Annotated in this window: 21 protein-coding genes; 20 read left to right on the forward strand and 1 reads right to left on the reverse strand. The window is 35.9% G+C overall.

The window, feature by feature from the left end:
* Window positions 1-96 precede the first annotated feature (96 nt).
* The 16 genes from AC3IS6_RS08370 to AC3IS6_RS08445 all read left to right on the forward strand — a co-directional run bounded on the left by AC3IS6_RS08370 (window position 97) and on the right by AC3IS6_RS08445 (window position 20,284).
* Window positions 97-522: a CBS domain-containing protein gene (locus tag AC3IS6_RS08370; protein ID WP_489164464.1), complete on the forward strand. Its 426-nt coding sequence runs from the start codon at window positions 97-99 to the stop codon at window positions 520-522.
* Window positions 523-679: 157 nt separating this feature from the next.
* The gene (locus tag AC3IS6_RS08375) at window positions 680-2,971 is read left to right on the forward strand and encodes an NADP-dependent malic enzyme (RefSeq protein WP_489164465.1); all 2,292 of its coding nucleotides are present in this window, start codon (window positions 680-682) and stop codon (window positions 2,969-2,971) included.
* A 77-nt stretch (window positions 2,972-3,048) separates the two neighbouring features.
* Window positions 3,049-3,630 carry a Holliday junction branch migration protein RuvA gene (gene ruvA / locus AC3IS6_RS08380; RefSeq protein WP_489164466.1) on the forward strand — a complete coding sequence of 194 codons (582 nt, stop codon included), beginning with the start codon at window positions 3,049-3,051 and terminating at the stop codon, window positions 3,628-3,630.
* Between the two features lie 24 nt (window positions 3,631-3,654).
* On the forward strand, window positions 3,655-10,872 hold the full coding sequence (gene sov / locus AC3IS6_RS08385) for a T9SS outer membrane translocon Sov/SprA (RefSeq protein WP_489164467.1): 7,218 nt from the start codon (window positions 3,655-3,657) through the stop codon (window positions 10,870-10,872).
* 86 nt (window positions 10,873-10,958) lie between these two features.
* Window positions 10,959-11,339 carry a glycine cleavage system protein GcvH gene (gcvH, locus tag AC3IS6_RS08390; protein WP_489164468.1) on the forward strand — a complete coding sequence of 127 codons (381 nt, stop codon included), beginning with the start codon at window positions 10,959-10,961 and terminating at the stop codon, window positions 11,337-11,339.
* On the forward strand, window positions 11,332-11,715 hold the full coding sequence (locus tag AC3IS6_RS08395) for a VanZ family protein (protein ID WP_263362695.1): 384 nt from the start codon (window positions 11,332-11,334) through the stop codon (window positions 11,713-11,715). Before gcvH ends, AC3IS6_RS08395 begins: the two co-directional genes overlap by 8 nt.
* Before the next feature lie 397 nt (window positions 11,716-12,112).
* Window positions 12,113-12,856, forward strand: a complete 744-nt coding sequence (gene deoC, locus AC3IS6_RS08400; protein ID WP_489164914.1) for a deoxyribose-phosphate aldolase — start codon at window positions 12,113-12,115, stop codon at window positions 12,854-12,856.
* Window positions 12,857-14,998, forward strand: coding sequence for an energy transducer TonB (locus tag AC3IS6_RS08405; protein WP_489164469.1), 2,142 nt, complete (start codon window positions 12,857-12,859; stop codon window positions 14,996-14,998). It abuts the gene before it with no gap.
* A gap of 159 nt (window positions 14,999-15,157) precedes the next feature.
* Window positions 15,158-16,060 carry a heme o synthase gene (gene cyoE / locus AC3IS6_RS08410; protein WP_263362698.1) on the forward strand — a complete coding sequence of 301 codons (903 nt, stop codon included), beginning with the start codon at window positions 15,158-15,160 and terminating at the stop codon, window positions 16,058-16,060.
* 2 nt (window positions 16,061-16,062) lie between these two features.
* On the forward strand, window positions 16,063-16,662 hold the full coding sequence (locus AC3IS6_RS08415; protein ID WP_489164470.1) for a cytochrome c oxidase subunit 3: 600 nt from the start codon (window positions 16,063-16,065) through the stop codon (window positions 16,660-16,662).
* A 42-nt stretch (window positions 16,663-16,704) separates the two neighbouring features.
* Window positions 16,705-17,691: a cytochrome c oxidase subunit 3 gene (locus tag AC3IS6_RS08420; protein ID WP_173965423.1), complete on the forward strand. Its 987-nt coding sequence runs from the start codon at window positions 16,705-16,707 to the stop codon at window positions 17,689-17,691.
* A gap of 18 nt (window positions 17,692-17,709) precedes the next feature.
* A complete protein-coding gene (locus tag AC3IS6_RS08425) occupies window positions 17,710-18,060 on the forward strand; it encodes a cytochrome C oxidase subunit IV family protein (RefSeq protein WP_173965424.1) in 351 nt (116 codons plus the stop codon).
* Between the two features lie 78 nt (window positions 18,061-18,138).
* Window positions 18,139-18,780 carry a hypothetical protein gene (locus AC3IS6_RS08430; RefSeq protein WP_489164471.1) on the forward strand — a complete coding sequence of 214 codons (642 nt, stop codon included), beginning with the start codon at window positions 18,139-18,141 and terminating at the stop codon, window positions 18,778-18,780.
* A gap of 10 nt (window positions 18,781-18,790) precedes the next feature.
* The gene (locus AC3IS6_RS08435) at window positions 18,791-19,480 is read left to right on the forward strand and encodes an SCO family protein (protein ID WP_489164472.1); all 690 of its coding nucleotides are present in this window, start codon (window positions 18,791-18,793) and stop codon (window positions 19,478-19,480) included.
* Between the two features lie 2 nt (window positions 19,481-19,482).
* Window positions 19,483-20,025 carry a DUF420 domain-containing protein gene (locus tag AC3IS6_RS08440; RefSeq protein ID WP_489164473.1) on the forward strand — a complete coding sequence of 181 codons (543 nt, stop codon included), beginning with the start codon at window positions 19,483-19,485 and terminating at the stop codon, window positions 20,023-20,025.
* The gene (locus AC3IS6_RS08445; RefSeq protein ID WP_489164474.1) at window positions 20,015-20,284 is read left to right on the forward strand and encodes a hypothetical protein; all 270 of its coding nucleotides are present in this window, start codon (window positions 20,015-20,017) and stop codon (window positions 20,282-20,284) included. The genes AC3IS6_RS08440 and AC3IS6_RS08445 overlap by 11 nt, the downstream gene beginning before the upstream one ends.
* A gap of 89 nt (window positions 20,285-20,373) precedes the next feature.
* Here the strand turns inward: AC3IS6_RS08445 and AC3IS6_RS08450 are convergent, their stop codons facing one another.
* The gene (locus AC3IS6_RS08450; RefSeq protein ID WP_489164475.1) at window positions 20,374-21,780 is read right to left on the reverse strand and encodes a DUF4403 family protein; all 1,407 of its coding nucleotides are present in this window, start codon (window positions 21,778-21,780) and stop codon (window positions 20,374-20,376) included.
* 180 nt (window positions 21,781-21,960) lie between these two features.
* Here AC3IS6_RS08450 and AC3IS6_RS08455 point away from each other — a divergent pair, with 180 nt between their 5' ends.
* From AC3IS6_RS08455 to AC3IS6_RS08470, 4 genes are read left to right on the forward strand one after another with little or no spacing between them, the layout of a single operon-like run.
* A complete protein-coding gene (locus AC3IS6_RS08455) occupies window positions 21,961-22,662 on the forward strand; it encodes an ABC transporter ATP-binding protein (protein ID WP_173965430.1) in 702 nt (233 codons plus the stop codon).
* Window positions 22,655-23,899, forward strand: a complete 1,245-nt coding sequence (locus AC3IS6_RS08460) for an ABC transporter permease (RefSeq protein ID WP_489164476.1) — start codon at window positions 22,655-22,657, stop codon at window positions 23,897-23,899. Before AC3IS6_RS08455 ends, AC3IS6_RS08460 begins: the two co-directional genes overlap by 8 nt.
* Window positions 23,900-23,901: 2 nt before the next feature.
* Window positions 23,902-25,167, forward strand: a complete 1,266-nt coding sequence (locus AC3IS6_RS08465; protein WP_489164477.1) for an ABC transporter permease — start codon at window positions 23,902-23,904, stop codon at window positions 25,165-25,167.
* Between the two features lie 40 nt (window positions 25,168-25,207).
* Entirely contained in the window at window positions 25,208-26,323 is a 1,116-nt protein-coding gene (locus tag AC3IS6_RS08470; protein WP_263362701.1) for an efflux RND transporter periplasmic adaptor subunit, read from the forward strand.
* Window positions 26,324-26,340: the final 17 nt, after the last annotated feature.

Raw genomic sequence — 26,340 nt, forward strand, 5'->3', positions numbered from 1 at the left:
TTTATTTAAAATGAACGAGTTATGTCTTAAAAAGTCATTTTTCTTATGGTGTGTGTGCATTTTTTTCTAACTTTATAAATCTAAAATTTTTCAGATATGACTGTAGATCAAATACTAAACACAAAAGGGAAAAATGTTTATTCAGTTCTTTCAACGACAACGGTTTATGAAGCCTTAAAGGTGATGGGAGAGAAAAACATAGGAGCCATTCTTGTTATTGATGGTTCCGATTTAAAAGGAATATTGTCTGAAAGGGATTATGCCCGAAAAATTGTTTTAAAAGATAAATCATCAAAAGAAACCTTTGTGCATGAAATTATGGAAAGCAATATTTTCTCGGTAAAACTTTCAAATAATATCGAAGACTGTATGGAACTGATGAGTACCAAAAGAATCAGGCATTTACCGGTTTTAGAGGATGGAATTGTGGTAGGAATAATATCTATAAGTGATGTGGTTAAGGCCATTATCGAAATTCAGAAAGACACTATACATCATTTAAACTCTTATATTTCGCAATAAAACAAACCAAAAAATAAAACGTGTAAAATAGTCCAAATTATTTTGGGCTATTTTTTTGATGGTCCCGGATTTTATTTTTAAGAAAAGAAACTGGTAAAAATATGCCATTTTAAAACAAGACTTATATCTTTGTAAGCTAGAATAAAAGCTAAAATAAATGAACAAAGAGAGTAAAAGAAGAGAAGCGTTACTGTACCATTCAGAACCAACTCCAGGAAAAATTCAGGTAGTTCCAACAAAAAAATATGCAACCCAAAGAGATTTATCTTTGGCTTATTCGCCGGGAGTTGCAGAGCCATGTTTAGACATTGCAGCAAACGTAGAAGACGTTTACAAATATACAGCAAAAGGAAATTTAGTTGCCGTAATCTCAAACGGTACAGCAGTTTTAGGACTTGGGGACATTGGTCCTGAGGCTTCTAAGCCTGTAATGGAAGGAAAAGGATTGTTATTCAAGATATTCTCTGACATTGATGTTTTTGATATTGAAATCGGTACAAAAGATATTGAAGAATTTATTCAGACCGTAAAAAATATTGCCCCAACTTTTGGAGGGATAAATCTGGAAGATATTAAAGCACCGGAATCTTTTGAAATCGAAAGAAGACTGGTAGAAGAATTAGATATTCCGGTAATGCACGATGATCAGCACGGTACCGCAATTATCTCGTCAGCGGCTTTAATTAATGCACTTGAATTAGCAGAAAAGAAAGCAGAAGATGTAAAAGTTGTAGTTTCGGGTGCAGGTTCTGCCGCGATTGCTTGTACAGATTTATATGTTTTGTTAGGAGTTCAGGTTAAGAACATCAAGATGTTTAATAGTAAAGGACTTTTAACAAAAGACAACGCTTCATTATCAGAACTGCAATTGAAGTATGCTGTTGATGGACCTAAAATTGAATTGGCTGAAGCGATAAAAGGAGCTGACGTTTTCATCGGATTATCTTCAGGTGACATCTTGACGCCTGCAATGTTATTGACAATGAAAGAAAATCCGATTGTTTTTGCGATGGCAAATCCAAATCCGGAAATCGATTATAACTTAGCTACAGAAACTCGTAAAGATGTTATTATGGCTACAGGACGTTCAGACTTTCCTAACCAGGTAAATAACGTTTTAGGTTTTCCATATATTTTCAGAGGAGCATTAGACGTACGTGCTACAAAAATAAACGAAGCTATGAAAATGGCTGCGGTAAAAGCATTGGCTATTTTGGCAAAAGAACCGGTACCGGAGCAGGTTAACGTAGCATACGGAGCAACAAAATTAGGTTTTGGTCAGGAATATATCATTCCTAAGCCATTCGATCCTAGATTGATTACTGTAGTGGCGCCAGCCGTTGCAAGAGCAGCAATGGAATCGGGAGTAGCAAAAAATCCTATTACTGACTGGGCAGCTTATGAAGATGTGCTTCGCGAACGTATGGGGAATGACAATAAAATGGTGCGTTTGATTACCAACCGTGCTAAAGTGAGTCCTAAAAGAATTGTTTTTGCTGAGGCAGATCAGTTAAATGTACTTAAAGCCGCGCAAATTGTACATGAGGACGGAATTGGTTTCCCAATTTTACTAGGAAACAAAGAAGTTATTTTAGAGCTTAAAGAAGAATTAGGTTTTGATGCTGAACTTGAGATCATCGACCCTAAAACGAATGAAGAAGAAGGAAGACGTAACCGATTTGCAAATTCTTACTGGGAAACAAGAGGAAGAAGAGGCGTTTCGTTACTTGATTCACAAAAATTCATGCGTGAAAGAAACTATTTTGCAGCTATGATGGTGAATGAAGGTGAAGCGGATGCTTTGGTTACAGGTCACACAAGAAGTTACCCAAGTGTGGTAAAACCAATGTTGCAATTGATTGAAAAAGCACCAGGAGCATCATTAGTTGCTACAGCCAACATGATGTTGACTTCACGCGGACCAATGTTCTTGTCGGATACAGCAATCAATATAAATCCTTCAACAGAAGACTTGATTAATATTGCAATCATGACGGCTAAAACAGCTAAAATGTTTGGTGTAGAGCCTGTTATTGCAATGGTTTCTTATTCAAATTTTGGATCTTCAACAAGCCCGAATGCATCAAAAGTTAGAGAAGCAGTAGCGTATTTGCATAAAAATCACCCGGAAATGATTGTTGACGGAGAGATTCAGGCTGATTTTGCATTGAATCAGGAAATGCTTGCAGAAAAATTCCCGTTCTCTAAATTAGCAGGTAAGAAAGTTAATACCTTGATTTTTCCTAACTTAGATTCAGCTAACATTACTTATAAATTGCTAAAAGAATTATATAAAGTAAACTCTATTGGACCAATTATGATGGGAATGGGTAAGCCGGTTCACATTTTCCAATTAGGAGCAAGCGTTGAAGAAATGGTGAATATGGCTGCAATTGCGGTTATTGACGCTCAGGAAAAAGAGAGTAAAAAGATTAAATTAGCAAAATAGTATAGATAATAAGGTTCCAATAATATTGTCGTATTTTTAATGCATTTTTATTATATTTGACCTTAATAAATTATACTATGATAGCACATTTACAGGGGAAATTAGTAGAGAAAAATCCAACAGAAGTCGTAATTGAATGTGGCGGAGTGGGGTACCAGGTAAACATTTCTTTACATACCTTTTCATTAATTCCCAATGTAGAAAATATAAAATTGTATACGCATCTTCAAATCAAAGAAGATGCGCATACATTATTTGGTTTTGTAGAAAAATCAGAGCGCGAAATATTCAGAATGTTATTGTCGGTTTCCGGAATTGGAGCGAACATTGCCAGAACAATGTTGTCGTCTATAGAACCAAGACAAATTATCAATGCTATTGCCTCGGGAGATGTAGGCGTAATTCAGTCCATAAAAGGAATTGGAAGCAAAACAGCACAAAGAGTTATACTTGATTTAAAAGAAAAAGTGTTAAAATTGTACGATTTGGACGAAGTTTCAGTCGTTCAAAACAATACAAATCGAGATGAAGCGTTATCTGCTTTGGAGGTTTTAGGTTTTGTCCGTAAAACTTCTGAAAAAGTAGTAGAGAAAATCGTAAAAGAAGATCCCGAAGCTACGGTGGAAACCATCATCAAAAAAGCATTAAAAAGCCTATAAAACCAATTTATTTAAACCAAGAGTATGCGTAAAATTTGTATTTTTTTACTGTTTTTATTTTGCGGTAATGTTTTGCGTGCGCAAGTAAACCCAACAGTTCAAGATACAACTAAAACACAATTCTCAGTTGGTAAAGTAGAGTTAGGAAATCCGCCAAGCATCCTTTCAGCGTATCGGTACGATCCCATAACAGACCGATATATTTATACCAGTTCGGTAGATGGATTTTCAATCAATTATCCTATTGTATTAACTCCTAAAGAGTATGAAGATTTAGTTTTGAAAGAATCCAGAAGAGATTATTTCAGAAAAAAATCAGATGCGATAGACGGTAAAAAAACAGGAAGTGAAGCTAAGAAAAAAGATTTGCTGCCTCGATATTATATTAATTCAGGACTTTTTGAAAGTATCTTCGGAAGCAATACCATCGACGTAAAGCCAACAGGGTCAGTAGAAATGGACTTAGGGGTTCGATATACCAAACAAGATAATCCCGCTTTTTCACCTCGAAACAGATCGAGTCTTACCTTTGATTTTGATCAACGAATTAGCATGAGTTTACTGGGGAAAGTAGGAACCAGATTAGAAGTAAATGCTAATTATGATACGCAGTCTACCTTTGCTTTTCAAAACTTATTTAAGCTTGCATACACCCCTTCAGAAGATGATATTGTTCAAAAAGTTGAAGTAGGTAATGTGAGTATGCCTTTAAATAGTACTCTTATTCGTGGGGCTCAAAGTTTGTTTGGGGTTAAAACCGTGTTGCAATTTGGTAAGACAACCGTTACCGGTGTTTTCTCAGAACAGAAGTCGCAAACCAAGAGTATAGTTGCAGAAGGTGGTGGTACAGTTCAGAATTTTGATTTGTATGCGCTGGACTATGATAATGACAGACACTTCTTCTTATCACAGTATTTCAGAAACAAATACGACGCCTCTTTAAAAAAATATCCTTTTATCGAAAGCCGAGTTCAGGTGACAAGAATAGAAGTTTGGGTGACCAATAAACAAAACAGAGTAGCCACAAACAATAATAACTTGCGTAATATTATTGCGCTTCAGGATTTAGGAGAAGGACAGGTTACCGGAGTGCCGGACAATCAGGTGGTGGTGATAAGCAATCCGGTTGGTTTTTTTAACAACCCTATTGATACGCCAACAAACAACACCAACAATAAATACGATCCGGCTACTATTGGAAAACCCGGAGCCTACCTAAACTCTAATATTAGAGAAATCGTAACTGCAAAATCTGGATTCAATAATGCAAATACCAGTGAAGGAACAGATTATTCTGTATTGGAAAATGCCAGAAAGTTAACCGCAAACGAATTTACTTTCAATGCACAATTAGGATACATCTCTTTGCAGCAGCGTTTGGCTAATGACGAAATTTTGGCCGTAGCATTTGAATATACAGTTGGAGGGAAAATTTATCAGGTTGGAGAATTTGGTAGTGACGGAGTTGACGGGACAGTAGTTACCGGAAATAACAACGCAAATAAAGCGATCATCACACAAAGTTTAGTATTAAAAATGCTGAAAAGTAATTTGACAAACGTTCAGAATCCGGTTTGGAATCTGATGATGAAAAACGTTTATCAAATCCCTCAGGCTTATCAAATCAAACAAGACGATTTTAGATTAAATATACTTTACACAGATCCTTCTCCAATTAACTACATTACACCAGTTCTGGGAACCACTTTCCCTGCAAATCCAACCGCAGATAACAAAGTAGACCAGACACCATTATTGAATGTCTTTAATTTGGACCGATTGAATTACAACAATGATCCGCAAACTGGGGGTGATGGTTTCTTTGACTATATCCCTGGAGTTACAGTAGATGTTCAGAACGCACGGATTATTTTCACCACAAAAGAGCCTTTTGGAGAACTATTGTTTAGAAAGTTAAATACAGGTACAGGAGAAAATTATGACGATCCAAATTCCTACAATGCCAACCAGAAAAGATACGTTTTTAGGAACATGTACCGTAACACACAATCCGGAGCTTTACAGGACAGTGATAAAAATAAATTTTTATTAAGAGGAAAATACAAATCATCCGGAAGTAACGGTATTCCAATTGGAGCGTTTAACGTTCCTCAGGGATCTGTTGTTGTTATGGCTGCCGGAAGAAGACTGGTAGAAGGAATCGATTATAGTGTAGATTATCAATTAGGTCGCGTTCAGATTCTGGATCCTTCGCTTCAGGCTTCGAATACACCAATCGAGGTATCGTTGGAGAATAATTCAATTTTCGGACAGCAGACTCGAAGATTCATTGGTTTTAATGTTGAGCATAAAATCTCAGATAAATTTATCGTTGGAGGAACCTATTTGAAAATGAGTGAAAAACCATTTACTCAAAAGTCAAGTTATGGCCAGGAATCTGTAAACAATGCTATTTTTGGATTCAATGGAAATTACTCCACCGAAGTTCCTTTCTTCACCCGATTAGTAAATAAATTACCGAACATCGATACCGATGTTCCTTCAAATCTTTCGATAAGAGGAGAAGTAGCTTTCTTAAAACCGGATGCTCCTAAAGCTAGTGATTTTGAAGGAGAAGCAACTATTTATGTAGATGATTTTGAAGGATCACAGTCTACCATTGATATGCGATCTGCGTATGCATGGAGTCTGGCTTCAACACCATTTGTAAATTCTATAAACGACAATACTTTTAATGCTAATTCCAATACATTAGAGTATGGTTTTAAACGTGCAAAATTAGCCTGGTATACAATCGATCCTGTTTTTTATGCCTCAAAACCATCCGGTATTTCAAATGATGACTTATCATTGAATACCACCAGACGTATTTATAGCAGAGAATTATATCCAAATACAGACATTGCTCAAGGACAGATTCAGGTGGTTAACACTTTAGATTTAACATATTATCCGTCTGATCGTGGACCTTATAATAACAATCCAAACTTCGGTACAAGTCCCGCCAGTTCGAACTTTGGAGGAATCATGCGTGCTTTGAATTCTACCAACTTTGAACAGGGAAATGTTGAATACATTCAGTTTTGGGTAATGGATCCTTATGTGGGTAATGGACAAGCGGCAGTTAATAACACAGGGAAAATTTATTTCAACTTAGGAGAAGTTTCAGAAGACGTATTAAAAGACGGAAGAAAACAATATGAAAACGGACTAGGTCCGGATCAGATTATGGTGAATCCGCGACCATTATGGGGAGACGTTCCGGCATCGCAGTCTTTAATTTATGCCTTCGATAATAATGCTGGCAATCGAAGTAATCAGGATGTTGGTTTGGACGGTTTGCCAAATGGAAAAGAAGCTTCGGTATATACAAATTACGGAGGAGAAGAAGATCCCGCTGCAGACGATTATACTTATTATTTGAATACAGACGGAGGTGTTTTAGAGCGCTATAAAAATTACAATGGTACTGAGGGGAACTCGCCTGTAAGTATAGATTCTCCTAACCGTGGATCAACAACATTGCCGGATGTGGAAGACATTAACCGCGACAACACCATGAGTACGATCAATGCCTATTATGAATACAGTATTGATGTAAAGCCGGGAATGCAGGTAGGACAAAATTTCGTTACAGATATTCGTGAAGTTAGTAATGTTGAATTGCCAAACGGATCAACTACAACATCAAGATGGATTCAGTTTAAAATTCCGGTTTCTCAACCGCAAAATACCATTGGAAACATCACAGACTTCAGATCGATTCGTTTCATGCGTATGTTTATGACAGGCTTTAGTAATCAAATGACCGTTCGTTTTGGAGCCTTAGATTTAGTTAGAGGAGAATGGAGAAGGTATACCGGTACACTGGATGCTAATGATACTAATCCGAATGACGACGGAACGGAGTTTGATGTTTCGGCAGTAAACATTCAGGAAAATGGTACAAAATGCCCAGTGAATTACGTAGTGCCGCCAGGTGTTCAGAGAGAGCAACTGTACAATAACAATACAATTATCAATCAAAACGAGCAAGCTTTAGCATTGCGCGTAGGAGGGTCTGGTTTGCAATATACAGACGCAAGAGGAGTTTTTAAAAATGTAAGTGTAGACATGCGTCAGTATAAAAAACTAAAAATGTTTTTACACGCAGAATCATTGCCAAACGAGAATACTTTATTAGACGATGAAATGATTGGTTTTATTCGTTTTGGAAATGATTATACCCAAAACTTCTATCAGGTCGAAGTTCCGTTAAAAGTTACCAGAACAGGAGGATCTTGTACTATAAGTCCGGATCAGGTTTGGCTGGAAGAGAATAATATTGATTTGGCACTGGAATTACTGACCAGAATGAAAATTAAGGCCATGAGTATTGATATTAATTCTGACAAAAGAGACGTCAACGGAATTTATTATCCGGATGATGATTTAAGTATCAATGGAGGTGACGGAGACGGCAGGTTAAGATTAGGAATAAAAGGAAATCCTAATTTTGGATTAGTTAGAAATTTAATGGTAGGGGTTAAGAGTAGGGCAGATCATAAAGCGATAAAAGGAGAGGTTTGGTTCAATGAACTTCGAATGTCTGATTTGGAAAATAAGGGCGGTATGGCAGCCATCTTAAATATCGATACCAATATGGCCGATTTTGCTACCGTATCTGCTACGGGTAAGAAAAGTACAATTGGTTTCGGATCTTTAGAACAAGGAGCAAACGAAAGAAGTCGTGAAGATATTCAGCAGTATAATATTGTGACCAATTTGAATTTGGGTAAATTATTACCTCAAAAATGGGGAATTAACCTACCGTTTAATTATGCCATTGGAGAAGAAGTAATCACGCCGGAATACGATCCGTTCAATCAGGATATCAAGCTAGATCAGTTGATCAGAGAAACTACTGATCCGGCAGAGAAAGACAACATAAGAACCAGAGCTATTGATTATACAAAACGAAGAAGTATCAACTTTATCGGAGTGAGAAAAGACAGAGCGCCGGAACAGAAGCCGCATTTTTATGATGTAGAGAATTTGACTTTCTCGCAATCGTATAATCAGGTAGAACGTCACGATTATGAAGTAGCAGACTATGTAGACGAACAATCTAATACAGCTGTGAATTATGCCTACACTTTTCAGCCTAAAGAAGTAGTGCCTTTCAAGCAGACGAAATTCATGAAGAAAAGTGAGTACTGGAAAATGTTAAGTGATTTTAATTTTAATTATTTGCCCTCTAATATTTCTTTTAATACAAATGTTTTAAGACAAAGCAACCGCCAGCAATTTAGAGAAGTTGAAGTACAGGGAATCGGTCTGGATCCTTTGTACCGACGAAATTTTGCATTTAATTACCAGTACGGCTTTGGTTTTAATCTGACAAAATCCCTGAAAATTAATTACACGGCGGCATCCAATAACATCGTAAGGAATTTTCTAAACGATGATAATACGCCAAAACAGGATTTTAATATCTGGGACGACTATTTTGATATCGGAACACCAAATCAGCACTTACAGCAATTAGTACTGAACTATGATATTCCAATCAATAAAATTCCGGTTTTAAGCTTCGTAAAAGCGACCTATTCCTATACCGCCGATTACAGCTGGCAGCGTGCTTCGACGGCATTTTCTCAATATGTTGATAATAATGGAAACGAGTTTGATTTAGGGAATACCATCCAGAATGCTAATTCAAATACGCTTACCACAACACTTAATATGAATATGCTGTACAAGTATTTAGGATTAACGCCTGGAGCAAAAGCAGGAGCGAAACCTAAAGCAGTTGCCCCTCCAAAACCTGGAGAAAAAATTGTGAATACAGCAAAACCGGTAACCAGTAGCAGTCCGTTTTACGATGGCATGATTGGTATTCTGACAAGTGTAAAAAACATTCAGGTTAATTATACTAAAAATAGCGGAACGGTTTTACCGGGATATACTCCGGGTGTTGGTTTCTTCGGAACATCAAGGCCTACTTTAGGATTTGTTTTCGGAAGTCAGGATGATGTTCGTTTTGAAGCTGCAAAAAGAGGGTGGTTGACCACTTATCAGGATTTCAATCAAAGTTTTACGCAGGTAACAAATAAGCTCTTGAAAGTGACTGCGAATATCGATTTACTGCCGGATTTAAAAATTGATCTGAATATGGATCGCGCTTATTCTGAAAATAATTCAGAGCAGTATAGTGTTGTTAAAAATAATCTTACAGGAGATTTAGATTATAAGGCTTTGTCGCCGTATAATTATGGGATGTTCTCTATTTCAACAGTGCTTATCAAAACAGCATTCTCAACCAGTAGTGCCACAGAGTCCGCTGCATTTGATGATTTCAGAAACAACCGTTTGATTATAGCAAACCGTCTGGCGGAGGACCGTTATGGTGCGGGAACTGCAATTCCGAGATATGGAGATGCTAATAACCCGATTCCGGCACCAACAGATCCTAATTATAAAGTATATGTTGCTAATGAAGGGTATCCAATAGGATTTACCAAAAGCAATCAGGCTGTTTTATTGCCTGCATTCTTAGCGGCATATTCCGGAGGTAATGCGTCAAGCAGTTCGACAGATATTTTCAGAAGTTTCCCTATTCCAAACTGGAGTGTTAAATACAATGGTTTGATGCGTTATAAATATTTTAAAGATAAATTTAAGCGTTTCTCCTTACAGCATAACTACAGGGCGTCGTATACGATCAATCAGTTCCGATCAAACTTTGACTATAATGAAAAACCTAACGGGCAAGATGTGAACACCAATTTCTTTAACAAAACGATCATGTCAAACATTAACCTGGTGGAGCAGTTCAGTCCGTTAATCCGAATGGATTTTGAATTGAAAAGTTCATTGCGTGTACTTACAGAGATTAAAAAAGACAGAGCATTGTCTATGAGTTTTGACAATAATTTATTGACAGAAGTAAAAGGAATGGAATATGTTATTGGTCTGGGTTATCGTTTTAGAGATGTTATCTTCTCCTCGAGACTTGCAGATACTCCAACTGGAATTATTAAAAGTGATATCAATATTAAGGCTGATTTCTCGTATAGAAATAACGAAACATTAGTGCGTTATTTAGATTACGATAATAATCAGTTGGCAGCGGGACAAAATATTTGGTCGTTAAAACTTACGGCGGATTATGCTTTCAGTAAAAACCTGACCGCAATATTCTATTACGATCACTCCTTTTCAAAAGCTGTAATCTCGACATCATTTCCTTTAACCAACATTAGATCAGGATTTACACTTCGCTATAATTTTGGAAATTAATTTTTGGTTTCTAAAGGGGATTTTATTAGAAGATTATTACATTTGTGCCTCAATTATTAAATTACCAATTTTCAAACACAACTATTATGAGCATACCAGCAAATTTAAAGTACACAAAAGATCACGAATGGATTAACATCGAAGGAGATGTTGCAACAGTAGGAATCACTCATTTTGCGCAAAAAGAGTTAGGAGATATCGTGTATGTTGAAGTAGAAACTTTAGATCAGACACTTGACAAAGACGAAGTTTTTGGAACAGTTGAGGCTGTAAAAACAGTATCAGATTTGTTTTTACCATTAACAGGAGAAATCATTGCGTTTAATGACAGTCTTGAAAGTGCACCTGAAACCGTTAATTCTGATCCTTATGGAGATGGTTGGATGATTAAAATTAAAATTGCAGATGCATCAGAAATAGATTCATTATTATCTGCTGACGCTTATAAAGAACTTATAGGTGCCTAAACAATTGCTCTTAATCTGGGCAATTATCTGTTCAGGAATTATTACCTATTTTTGTTTGACGGATTCAAGTAATATTCCGGCAATAAATTTTCCGAGTATAGATAAGATTGTCCATTTTTGTTTTCATTTTGGATTTACAATTTCCTGGATTTTGTTTTTCAAAAAAGAGCTGAAAGGGAAAGCACCAGACGATTATAAAGCCTATTTAATTTCATTTATATTTTCTGTTTTTTTCGGAATTACAATCGAAATTCTGCAAGGTGTTTTAACGGTAACACGAGCATCAGATGTAACAGATGTTTTAGCCAATGCACTTGGAGCTATTTTTGGTATTTTTGCCGCAATAGTTTTTAAAAAACAAATAGATAAAATTTAGAAATATAGAAACCCACTTCGGTGGGTTTTTTTGTGCTCTAATTTTAACGCTTTCCAGGTTGGTCAAAACTTTGCGGCTTCGCGACTCTGTGAGCAATGTTATTTAGTCAGGAAAAAATGGATAAAAAAAATTTAGATTAGCAAGTTTTGATTTCAGATGTTTGAGTTGGTAAAAAACGAGGATTAAACTATTGGGAAAGATTAGATCAAAAAAACAGTAATTGTTAATCTTCATTCAAAAATCTATTAATTTAATGGTAGAACGCTGTCAGATTATTTTTAATGTTGTTTTGTTTTAAAAGAAACCCGCGTCGACTTTATGTAAATCTTCTCGGCCATGACTGTTAATTTTAATTTAAAATGTATTTTTGTCACAATTCACAGAACACCCACAAATCATGAATGTTAAGCAATATTTGGACTCTACTTATTTAAAAACAGCTTCACAAGCGGGATTGTCGGAAGCAGAAAACACCCTTGTGGTTAAAAATGCTATTGAAGAGGCAATTCGCGAAGGTTTTAAATTAATCATGATTAGGCCCGAACAGGTGGTTTTAGCGAAAGAAATGATTCATAAAGCCAATTCGACTTTGCTGGTGGGTACCGTTATTGACTTTCCTGAAGGTAGTTCAGATTTAGAATCTAAATTAAAAGAAGCAAACAAAGCAATTGAAGACGGAGCAGATGATCTGGATTTTGTTTGCAACTATACCGCTTTTAAAGAAGGTGATATCGATTTGGTAAAACAAGAGATCCTGGTGGGAACACAAATTGGTCTTGCAAGCAACAAAACAGTAAAGTGGATTATTGAGGTTGCGGCCTTAAATGATACGCAAATAATTCAGCTTTCGGCACTGATTAAAAATGTAGTCATGTCACATTTTAAAGAAGAAAACTATGCTTCGGTTTTTGTGAAATCATCTACCGGCTTTTATAAAACCGAAAATGATTTGCCAAACGGAGCAACGCTGCCAACAATTATAATGATGTTAGAGAACGCATCGCCTTTGCCGGTTAAAGCGGCCGGAGGAGTCCGGTCTTATGAAGATGCTATAGAAATGATTCGTTTAGGAGTAAAACGAATCGGAACCTCTGCTGCGAAAACAATTGCAGATGGAGGAAATACCCCAAATCAATATTAAATGAAAACCCAAATTTACGTAAATAAGATTTTCCTGTCTTGTGTTTTGACCTTAACCACTTTGTTTGCTTTTTCGCAGGAAAGTACTAATGCCTCTATTAAGCCCGGTTTTACCGCAGAACAATTTCCGGTTTTCCCAAATTGCGAAAATCTTCAGTCGAAACAACTGGAAAATTGTTTTTATAAAGAAGTGCAGGATTTTGTGTTTCAGAATTATCAGGTACCCGCAAATCTAAAACAAGCCAATTATAAAGGAGAAGTAAAAGTACTTTTCGAAGTAGATGCAAATGGTGAATTCAAAGTAATTTACGTAAATGCAGTAAACGATGCTTTGTCTGAAGAAGCCAAACGTGTTTTTGAGAAATTCCCGAAAATAAAACCTTCAACATATAACGGCAAACCAACCTACTCCAAATATACTATTTCAATAGATATTCCGTTAAAAAGCGCAAATCAGCTTGCTGAAGAAGCGCTGGCAGCGGCTCAAATTTTAAAACCTCTTGAGAAACCAATGACTGAACTGGATAGTATTGTGTACAAAAAATACAACAATCCGGAGTTTGAAAGTCATCTAAATATCCCGTTTTCACACAGCTATTATGCGCAGTTTGATGGAGCGATGAATCAGGTGGGGAGCAACAATCACACTGCGTCTAAGCCTTATGCGTATACCGAAGTTTCGAAATACTACAATTTAAAAGCGGTAAATCAATCGCTTCAAAAAAATGTTTCTACCTGGCTGGGAAGAAAATTTTGGAATGAAAACATGGTTCAGATTCAGGGGGAAGATTATTGGCTGTCCCTAAATCCAATTCTGGACTTGCAAATGGGTAAAGCATCGGATTTGGATGCTTCATACACCTACGTAAATACACGTGCCTTGAATTTTAGAGGAGGATTAGGAAAGCAAATTAATTTTACGACAACCATCTTTGAAAGCCAGGGAAGATTTGCGGATTATTATAACGATTTTGCTGAAACATTAAAGCCATCTGGAGGAAATCCGGCAATTATTCCGGGAATGGGAATTGCTAAACGATTTAAAACTGACTCTTATGATTTTCCTTTAGCAGAAGCAAACATAACCTATGCGCCAAGTAAAATCTTTGATCTGCAATTGGGTTACGGAAGAAATTTTATTGGTGACGGATATCGTTCTTTGCTGGAAAGTGACGGAGCAAGTCCGTATCCGTATTTTAAAATCAATACCACTTTCTGGAAAATAAAATACACAAATACCTATATGTGGCTTAAAGATGTTCGTCCGGATGTTACATTGGAAAAAACCTATGCGACAAAATTCATGGCCAATCATTATTTAAGCTGGAATGTCTCGAACAAACTGAATTTAGGTTTTTTTGAATCAGTAGTCTGGACAGATACAAATAACAGAGGCTTTGATATTAATTTTGTGAACCCAATTATTTTCTATCGTTCCGTTGAATTTGCTTCATCGTCAAGAAGTGGAAATGCATTATTGGGGTTGACCTCTAAGTACAAATGGAACAATAGCGTTAATTTATATGCTCAGTTTTTATTGGATGAATTTTCATTGGGAGATATTAAAAGCGGAAACAATAGCTGGAAAAATAAATTTGGATACCAGATTGGGGCGAAATATTTCAATGCTTTTAAAGTGAAAGATCTGTTATTGCAGTTCGAGTACAATCATGTTCGTCCGTATGTATACTCACACAGTGCGGTGATTACCAACTATGGGCATAACAATCAGAGTGTCGGGCACCAATGGGGTGGGAATTTTAAAGAGCTAGTGGCGATCGGACGTTACCACAGAGGGCGTTATTTTGCAGATGCCAAGTTTACCATTGGAACAAGAGGACTGGACTTTGATACTGCTGAGGATGGTTTTAATTACGGAGGTAATATTTACAAAAGTTATGATGATAAACGTCCGTACGATAGCGAGGTAAAAGTAGGGCAGGGAAACAAAACAAGCGTTTTTATTGCTGACATACAAGGTGGCTATCTGATAAACCCGATGACGAATTTGAAACTGTTTGGAAGTTTCTTATACCGAAACTTTGATCCTACAAAAGATACGGCGACAACTTTTAAGCAAAGTACAACCTGGTTTTCTATCGGATTGCGTTCGGATATCTTTAATTGGTATTTTGATTACTAGGGTTTTTAATAAGATTTTTCGAAATAATTGTGTTAAAGATTTGCAAGTCCTTATTTTGTAAAGGTTTTATTGAAAAAAATCTAATTTTATAGGTCCGGATTCTACAATCTAATTTGTACATTTGCACCACTCAAAAAAAACATACAAACAATTACCGTATTGAACGCTACTAAAAATACATTTTCAATAAAATCAATATTTACCGATTTCAAAGAGATTACTAAGGCTGGTTTGGCAATCAGTGTATTGTTCTCTTCCGTTGCCGGATATTTATTGGGAGTTAATGAGGAACATCCTTTTAAATGGAGTGTTTTGGCAGTTTTGGCAATTGGAGGTTATTGCATGGTTGGAGCTTCAAACGCTTTCAATCAGGTGATCGAAAAAGATATCGATGCTTTAATGGACCGAACTAAGAATCGTCCGGTTCCTTCAGGGCGCATGTCTCCAAAAATGGCTTTGTTTGTAGCGAGTTTGCTTACTATTGTGGGTATTGCTTTGCTTTACACCATAAATGCAAAGTCAGCAATGTTCGCTGCGATCTCTATATTTTTATATACCAGTATTTATACGCCTTTGAAAACGGTAACTTCGTTATCTGTTTTTGTAGGTGCTTTTCCGGGGGCAATTCCTTTCATGTTAGGATGGGTTGCTGCTACAGGGGAATTTGGTATCGAAGCCGGAACGTTATTTTTGATTCAGTTTTTTTGGCAATTTCCTCATTTTTGGGCTATTGGATGGTTTTTGTATGAAGACTATGAAAAGGCTGGGATCTTTATGTTGCCAACCGGAAAAAAAGATAAAGGAACCGCTTTGCAGATTATTTTGTATACAGTTTGGTTAATCATTGCTTCGTTATTGCCGGTTTTAGGGTATACAGGGCAATTATTTATTACGCCAATAGCAGCAATTTTAGTGTTTTTGTTAGGATTGTGGATGTTGTTTTATGCGGTGCGTTTGTATCAGTTAAGAACAGCAAAAGCAGCGAGAACCTTAATGCTTGTAAGTGTTTCGTATATATCGTTGCTGCAAATTGTATTTATAGTAGATAAATTTTTAAGATAGTTATGGAAATGACAATAACAAAAACAGAAACGGCTGGTGAAGAAAAGCTAAGGAAAGCCAAATCGGCCAAACTTATCCTGTTATTCGCAATGGTAAGTATGACCATGATGTTTGCCGGACTTACAAGTGCTTTTGTAGTAAGTAAATCAAGAGCCGACTGGTTGAGAAACTTTGAATTACCAACAGCATTTTATTACAGTACGGCAGTTATTATAGCTTGTAGTGTTACTTTTTATCTGGCTAAAAAAGCCATTCAGAAAGACAATAGAAGCGCTACTACGGCATTGCTTTTGGGGACTTTGGCTTTGGGGATTTTATTCGTTGTACTGCAATTTGCAGGTTTCGGACAAATCGTAGAAAGCGGGTATTATTTCACTGGAGAAGGTAGTTCAATTACTACAACATTTTTGTATGTAGTAACCGTGACACACTTGTTACACTTGGCCGGAGGGTTAATTTCACTTTTAATTATAATTTATAATCATTTTAAACAAAAATACAATTCGACTCAAACTCTTGGTATAGAACTAGGTGCGATGTATTGGCACTTTTTGGATTTATTATGGTTGTATTTATTTTTATTTTTATATTTCTTTAAATAAGAAAAAAACGTAAATTTGGGAACTTTTTAACGAATATCTTTTATGGGAGCGACAGTTACTACTGCAAACAACGACGAAAAAACTTGGGGAGGCGGTCATGAGATTCAGCCACTAGGATCAAGTTATGGTAAAATGATGATGTGGTTTTTTATCGTATCGGATGCCTTAACATTCTCTGGATTCCTTGCCGCTTATGGCTTTTCTAGATTTAAATTTATTGAAACCTGGCCTTTGGCTGATGAAGTGTTTACTCACTTTCCATTTATGCATGGCGTTGCGGCACCAATGTATTATGTGGCCTTGATGACTTTTATTTTGATTTTCTCATCTGTAACAATGGTTTTGGCTGTTGACGCAGGTCACCAATTGAAAAAAACAAAAGTTGCAATTTACATGTTCTTAACGATTATTGGAGGTTTTATTTTCGTGGGTTCTCAAGCATGGGAATGGAAAAACTTCATTAAAGGTGAGTACGGAGCAGTAGAAACAGCAGGAGGAAGTTTATTGCAGTTTGTTGATAAAGATGGTAAAAGAGTTGCTCTTGCTGATTTTGCAGTTAAATTACCGGAACAAAGAGAAGCTTTAACAAGAAGTCATTCAACTTGGTTTATGGAAGATGCTCAGGCACAACCAACCTATACAGTTGCAGAGATTCAGGCAGGTTTTAAAGCTCATCCGGAAGTTTTGATCAGAACAGAACAACTTACAGATAAAAAGAAAAAAACAGTTTTATCAAGAGAAGAATCTGAAGCTCGTTTAGCAAGCGCTAAATATGTTGTAGAAGGAGCTAATTTGATTAGAAACGAATACGGAAATAAATTATTTGCTGATTTCTTTTTCTTCATCACAGGATTCCACGGATTCCACGTATTTTCAGGAGTTATCATTAATATCATTATTTTCTTTAATGTATTATTGGGTACTTATGAAAAAAGAAGAAGCTACGAAATGGTAGAGAAAGTTGGTTTATACTGGCACTTTGTCGATTTAGTTTGGGTATTTGTATTTACAGTTTTCTACTTAGTTTAATTTTAGATTTTAATTATTATGTCACACGAGCACGTATCAAATACAAAAAGAATCTGGTTTGTTTTTGCATTACTATCAGTAGTAACTACAGTAGAAGTTATCCTTGGTATTTACAAACCTGGAGTATTAGAGTTCAATCATTTTGTAGGTTTGAATTTGTTGAACTGGATATTTTATATTCTGACAATATTCAAAGCATATTATATAGTATGGGCATTTATGCACATGGAAGGTGAAAAAAGCAGTCTTAGATGGTCTGTTGTAGCACCAGTTATTTTCCTAGTTTTATATTTATTGTTTATTCTATTGACAGAAGGACATTATATTTATGGGGTTTTTAAAGATTCTACTATTAAATGGAATTTTTAACATGATATTAATTCGAAAAGAGGCTCCGTTTAACGGAGCTTTTTTTATTTTTGTACCTCAATAACTTCTGCACATATAATGAAAAAAAATATAGTTCTCTTTGTACTTTTTGTTTTGCCAATTGTAGCCTATTTGTTTTTTGCTTCCGGTGTTAACAGCTTTACTACGCTTCCCGTTATAACGCCTAAAATTACTGACTTTGGTAATTGGAAATCCCTCAGTGGTAAGAGAGTTTCATTAGATAAAAAGATCACGGTTTTGGGGTTTTCAGGATCTGATATTTTAAGTAATCGAGGGAATTATTTTAACTTAAACGAAAAAATCTACAAACGTTACAATGGCTTTGAAGATCTTCAGTTTGTAGTGCTTTGCCCGTTAGGAACAGAAGCTGATGCACAGAAGGTATTAGATGCTCTTAAGCCGTTTACGGATGTGAAAGGCTGGAATTTTGTTTTTGCTTCACCTCAGGAAATTCAAACATTTTACAAGCAGTTGCATTTAAAAGGAAAATTAGATCAGAATCTTGGAACTCCAAATGTTTATATTATCGACAAAGAACGAAATCTAAGAGGAAGAAAAGATGTAGCCGAGTATAAGGAAGGGTATGACACTTTTCATCCTTCAGAGCTAAGCAATGAGATGCTGGATGATTTTAAAATCATTTTATATGAATATCGTGCTGCTCTAAAAAAGAACCACAACGCAACTAAGCAACTTTAATCCTTTTATTATGTTTAAAAATAAATCATATATCGGTATTTCATTTATCATTTTAATATTTGGAATTTATGCCGTTCCTAAAATCGTTGACAGAGTTAAAAATGGTGAAATTGTAAAAGGAAATCGTTTAGACAATGTTGGAGCGAAAACATCAAAGTCTGATGGTAAATTAATGAAGATTGGACCTGTTCCAAAATTCGAATTAACCAATCAGGACAATAGTAAAGTTTCGAATGAAACTTATAAAGGGAAAGTGTATGTTTTGGAGTTTTTCTTTACAACCTGTCCGTCAATATGCCCGAAAATGAATTTGAGCATGTTGGAAATTGAGAAAACGTTCTTCGGAAATCTAAATTTCGGAATCGTATCCATTACAATCGATCCAAAACACGATACACCGCAGGTTTTAAAAGAACATGCGAAGTTGTTAGGAGTAAAATCATCTACCTGGAATTTCTTAACGGGAGATAAAACGACTATCATGGAGCTGTCTAACAAAGGCTTTAATTTGTATGCCGGAGAGAATGAAAAAGTAAGCGGTGGTTTTGAACATTCAGGTCTATTTGCTTTAATTGATAAAGACGGAAATATCCGTTGCAGAAAAGATGAATTTGGAAATCCAAACATCTATTATGACGGATTAGATAAAAAAGGCGTTAGAGACATACAAGAAGATATTAAAATATTATTAGAAGAATAGAAATGGAAGATCATTCATTAGAAAAAAAGTATAGCAAGTTTATTGTTGCGGTTTCAATTGTAATTCCGCTCGTAGTAGCAATACTGTTTGGAGTTAAATTAAAAGATTTTGGAATTAATGTAGAGCCGCTTTCTTTTCTGCCTCCAATTTACGCTACCACAAATGGTATTACTGCTGTAGTTTTGGTTTGGGCTGTATTGGCTATTAAAAATGGAAAACGCAAGCTTCATGAGCGTTTAATGACTTTTGCTATCGCGCTTTCAGTTGCCTTTTTGGTAATGTATGTGGCTTATCACATGACCTCTGACTCTACTAAATTTGGAGGTGAAGGAGCAATCCGTTACATTTATTTCTTTATTCTGGTTACCCATATTTTATTGTCTATAGCAATCATCCCATTAGTATTGATTACCTATGTGCGTGCACTTGCAAAACGTTTTGACAGGCATAAAAAAATTGCTAAAATAACCTTCCCGCTCTGGCTGTATGTTGCTGTTACCGGTGTTGTAGTTTACTTAATGATTTCTCCTTATTATGCGCATTAAAAATAATAATATTCAAGCCTTAAATTCCAAATTCCAAGCAGTACTATTTGGAATTTGTTTTTTCTTCATTGGAATTTCGGCAAATGCACAATGTGCGATGTGTCGTGCAGCGCTTGCAGGAGATTCGAATATCAAAAAAGCAGAAGCTGTAAACAATGGAATTGTTTATTTAATGGTAATCCCGTATTTATTAGTGGCTGTAATAGGTGTTTTGATTTACAGAATGTATCAATCAAAAAAGAAAAAAACAGACAATTAGATAATGAGTCAATTAGAAAATTAGATAATGTTATAATTAAAAAGAATTACCACATTATCTAATTTTCTAATTGACTCATTTTTTAATTATTATTTTAATCCGTTAACCGATACATTCACCGTTCCGTTTATTTTGATAAAAGCAATAATGGCCTGATTGGTCAGTTGAATTTTATCAAACTGAATATCTTCCATTTTTCCATTGACAAAAACACCCGGCATTGGGGAATAGTTTTTAAGATAGGCAGCCATATTTTTTTTACCTTCCTCTAAATTGGGTTGTATCGAATAGCGGCAGCTTGCTTCCATTTTTCTTAAAATGTATCCTTGTCCTAGCCAACTTGCCGTACGCATTAATTTGCTTTTTGTATCTAAAACATAGTCTAGTTTTTCAAAGTAAATTTCTTTCGTCTGAGGATTGTATTGAGGGAATCCGTTTAAATAAAGAGTTCCGTTTATCGACCCCAAAACATCAAGTGCAATCACCATCTTTCCGTTTTTATGCCAGATCGATACATTTTTTACCGTCACTTTTTTACTGCCGGAACCAAACTCCTGACCGGCAAAATTCTTCGTCATAATCTTTGAGGCATCTATATAAGTGGATATGGCTGCTATGTTTGCGGAAATCTGATTTGGGATTTTAGCAACAGGTTTTAGTACAATTTTGTTGGTGCTGAATTTAGATTCGGGTTGTTTGCCTACGATAGTTTCCATATTACATTTCATTCCCATATCCAGCACAAATTGATCGTTTTTTAGCTTGGCATTTGTTGAATAAACTTCTACGGGAACAATTCTGAGCCAGCTTTCATAAGTATCACTCAGTTGAAATGGTGTGCATATCTTTTCTAATGCCGCTAAAACATTTGGTTTAAAATCCATGGATTTCTCGATGGCTTCATCAATTTTCTTTTCAATCTTAGATTTAAAAATAGAAATCGCTGGATTTACCAGATAAGTAATAGGCATGCTTTTTCCAAAGATTAGCATGGTCGGACTTTCGCTCCAGTCTAAAGATTTAAACTCTGTTTTTGTATTTAATTTCCAGTTCGTCAATGCCGCTTCACTAGAAAGGGTAATAACGCCATTGAGGTTGAACTCCCTGGTATCGTATAAGTCAACGCCTAACTTTTTGGTGCCAATACGATATTTGATTGTCGCTTTTAGTGGTAAAATTGTTTTTATCTTTTTGTCCGGACTTGCCGGATCATTTTGGATTCTTATGGGGGCTTGTTTCCAGATTTTCATCTCGATATCGTCGTCGTCGATCGTATTGTCTTCGTAAATCAATCCGTTTAGAAGGGAGTTTGTTTGATTTTCAATGTCAGTAAGCTTTACCGTGATGGGCAAATTGATAAAGGAAGGGTTTGCTTCATAAACTAACGGACTTGCATCATCCGGTTCCGGTTTTAAGGTTTCCAGTTTTTGAGCTGTAGAGCAGCTTGTAAGTGCTGCAACTAGTGAGAATAAAGAGATAATGGAAGAAAACTTCATCGTTAAGATTTTTTTAAGTCTGACAAAATTAAGAAAACAATTATATTATAGTGAAAATGTGTAACAATTAGCAAGAAAGCGAGTCTTATTCCAAGAACAAAGGCTAATTATTAACGTTTTCTTACCATAAAAAGGTTAATAAAAATGCTATTATTGTTTTAAAATTTAACAAATATCACCATGATCGAGATCAAAGATTTGCACAAGTCCTATAAAATGGGCAATTCGGAGTTGCATGTGTTAAAAGGAATTAATTTTAATATTGAAGAAGGTGAGTTGGTTGCAATTATGGGATCATCAGGATCCGGAAAATCAACACTTTTAAATATATTAGGAATTCTGGATGAGGCCGATTCTGGTAGTTATATTTTAGATAAAACTCCTATTAAGAAATTAAATGAAACAATAGCGTCTAAATATCGTAATAAGTTTTTGGGATTTGTATTTCAATCTTTCAATCTCATCAACTATAAAACGGCTCTCGATAATGTTGCAATGCCTTTGTATTATCAGGGAATCAAAAGAAAAGAGCGTTACGACATTGCGATGAAATATTTGGAAAAAGTTGGGCTAGGTTCACATTCTCACCATTTGCCTAATGAGCTTTCCGGAGGTCAGAAACAACGTGTTGCTATTGCCAGAGCTTTGGCTTCAAATCCAAAAGTTTTATTGGCGGATGAGCCCACAGGAGCTTTGGATACCAAAACGTCCTATGAAGTTATGGAATTGATTCAGGGAATTAACGATGAAGGAAAAACGATCCTTATTGTAACTCACGAACCTGATATTGCTGCAATGTGCAAAAGAAATGTGGTCCTGAAAGACGGATTAATTATCGATGATAAAAAGGTAGAACAAGTTAGAGCTTCATCTTATGTTTAATATTGAACGTTGGCAGGAAATATTTGAGGCAATCTCTAAAAACCGGTTGAGAACATTTCTTACCGGAGTTTCTGTAGCGTCAGGGATTTTTATTTTAGTGATTTTGCTTGGAGCGGGTAAAGGGCTTCAGAATGGAATTGAGAAACAATTCGAGCGTGATGCTGCCGGAATTATTGAAGTTTGGTCAGGAACAACAACAAAAGAATACAAAGGTTTAAATCCGGGAAGACAAATTCAGTTTAGAAACAGTGATTATTCTCAGTCTGTTCAGAAATTTAATGATAAATTGGAGTTGAAGGCGGCAACGCAAAATTATTGGGGCGGGACATTTACCTATGGTAAAGAATCCGGAAGTTATCAGTATAGAGGAGTAGATCCGGATTATTCAGGAATAGAGAATCTTACTGTTGTTCAAGGGCGATACATAAACAGTAGTGATTTGGTCAATAATGAAAAAGTAGCTTGTATTGGGATGAAACTCAAAACAGATTTGTTTAAAGACAAAGATGCTCTGGGGAAAGAGATCGCGATCAACAATATTAATTTTAAAGTAGTCGGAGTCTTTACGGATCCGGGAGGAGAAAGAGAAGAAACCAGAGCTTATCTGCCAAAAACGACAGTTCAGAGAGCTTATGGTGGTGGAGATAAAATTAGTAACCTGTTTTTTACTTTGAAGAAAACGAATGATTACGATGAAGCTTTGGCGCAGTCTGAAAAATTCACACAAGATTTAAAGAACCTTTTAAAAAGTAAAAATGTAATCGCTCCCAATGACGATAGTGGAGTTGGAGTCTACAATTCAGTGAAAGATGCAAAGCAATTTTATGATTTAAATCTATACGTACGATTATTCTTCTGGTGGGTAGGTATTTGTACCATCATTGCCGGAGTTGTTGGGGTAAGTAATATCATGTTGATTATTGTAAAGGAAAGAACAAAGGAAATCGGAATACGAAAAGCACTTGGAGCTTCTCCGTTTTCAATCATTTCGATGATACTTCATGAATCTATTTTCATAACCACTATTGCTGGTTTTGTTGGTTTATTGGCAAGCTTGGCTTTACTGGAATTTGTGGGACCAATGGTACAAAGTGAGTATTTTAGAGATCCTGAAGTCGATTTTAGTGTAGCTTTAACCACGCTTGCTTTGCTTGTATTTGCTGGTGCTATGGCGGGATTTTTCCCAGCATACCGAGCAGCCAAAATTAAACCTATTGTAGCACTTAGAGACGAATAATTATGTTTAAAAAAGATAATTGGGACGAGATTTTACAGGCTTTGACAGCCAACGTTTTCAGAACGATTCTAACTGCTTTTGGGGTGTTCTGGGGGATCTTTATTTTGGTCATTTTACTGGCAGCCGGAAATGGTTTGGAGAATGGTGTGAAAAAAGATTTTGACGGAATTGCGACAAATACCATGTTTATGTGGAGTCAAACGACATCAAAAGCTTACAAAGGTTTGCCTAAAACACGTCGTTATGATTTTAGAAATAGTGATGTTGGCGCTTTAAAAGCAGCCTTGCCGGATTTGTTATATGTGTCACCACGAAATCAGCTAGGGGATTTTAATGGGAGTAATAATGTGGTTCGCGGTACTAAAACTTCAGCATTTACCATTTACGGGGATTACCCGGAGTTGATTAAACAGCAACCGATGGATATTATCAAAGGAAGATTTGTTAATCAACAGGATATTCTTGAGAGACGAAAAGTTGCAGTAATTGGTAAAGGTGTTATCAGTGAGCTTTATGGAAAAGGAGAGGAAGCAATTGGAACGTATGTGAAAATCAACGGAATCAATTTTATGGTTGTTGGAGTTTATAATTCAAAACAACAAGGCGGAAATGCAGAACAGGAACAGAAAAATATATTTATTCCGTTTACCACTTTTCAACAAGCCTTTAATTACGGAGATAAAGTAGGCTGGATGGCACTTACCGCAAAAGATGAAACTTCGATTACCGATTTAAAGCCAAAAATTCTGGAAATCATTAAAGCACTTCATTCTGTAAATCCTACAGATGAGCGTGCTGTAGGTAATTTTGATTTGTACGAGCAGTTTAATAAAGTGCAAAGTTTGTTTAACATCTTGAAAATCATTGCTTATTTTGTGGGAACATTGGTTTTGATTTCGGGAGTAATTGGTATTTCAAATATTATGCTTATTGTAGTTAAAGAACGTACCAAAGAAATAGGTATTCGCCGCGCTTTAGGGGCTACTCCTGCGGCTATTCGAGGGCAAATTTTAGCTGAATCTATATTTTTGACAATCATTTCGGGTATGCTGGGTATTGCAGTTGCAACCGGAATTATTGCAATACTAAACATGGTTTTAGATTCGATGCCTCCGGAAAGAAATATGATGTTTGCTAATCCAAGCGTCGATTTAGGGGTTGTGTTTGTGGCTTTAATCATATTAGTAGGATCTGGTTTGCTGGCAGGATTTATTCCGGCACAGACCGCAATTAATGTAAAGCCGGTAGATGCTTTGCGAACAGAATAAATTATCAATCAGAATATAATCGAATTAAACTGAAAACACAATGAAAAAAGGAGTAACCGTAACCATTTTAATCTTTATTGCTATAGTTTTTTTTGGCGCACTATATTACTTGTACGCTAAGAACCAAGAATCTCCAATTGTTTTTAAAACGGAGAAAGCAGAGATTAAAACGATCGTGAAGAATACAATTGCAACGGGTAATATTCAGCCTAATGAAGAGGTCTTAATCAAACCAAACATCTCAGGTATTATCGAAGAAGTGTATATCAAAGCAGGAGAGAAAATTAAGGCAGGCGATATGATCGCAAAAATCAGAGTTGTAGCCAATGTTTCTAATGTTAGTAGTACCCAAAATCAGGTACAGACAAGTAAAATTGCTTTAGACAATCAGGAGAAAATTTACCAAAGACAAAAAACATTATTTGACAAAGATGTAATTTCTGCAAACGATTTTGATGCTGCACAATTGGCATACAAACAGGCAAAACAAAACTATCTTGCTGCCAAACAAAGTTTGGATATTGTAAAAACAGGAACAACAACATCACTAGGAAATTATGCCAACACTTTAATTCGTTCAACGGTAAATGGAATGGTATTGGCGGTTCCGGTTAAAGTAGGAAATCAGGTTATTGAAAGTAATAATTTTAATGAAGGAACTACTATTGCAAGTGTTGCAGATGTAGGAAGAATGATTTTCATTGGAAAAATTGATGAATCTGAAGTAGGAAAGATCAAAGAAAGAATGCCAATTGAGATCACAGTTGGAGCTATCGAAAACAAGAAGTTTGATGCAGTTCTGACCGATATAGCTCCTAAGGGAGTTGTGGAAAACGGAGCAATCCAGTTTGAAATTAAAGCGGCTTTAGAGAATAGAGATGCGACTTTTATCAGAGCAGGTTTAAGTGCTAATGCTTCGATTATCTTAGAAAAAGCAGATAAAGTTTTAGCAATCAAAGAATCATTGGTGCAATTTGATAAAAAAACGCAAAAGCCATACGTTGAGATTGAAACTACTCCTCAAAAATTTCAAAGAAAAGATTTGGTCTTAGGAGTTAGTGACGGAATTTATGTTCAGGTGAAAAGCGGAATTAAAGCTTCGGATAAAATTAAAATCTGGAATCAGGGATTGATTACTGAAACAGAAAAGAAATAATTGGGGCAAATAAAGAG

Source organism: Flavobacterium sp. KH_035 (assembly GCF_057839565.1).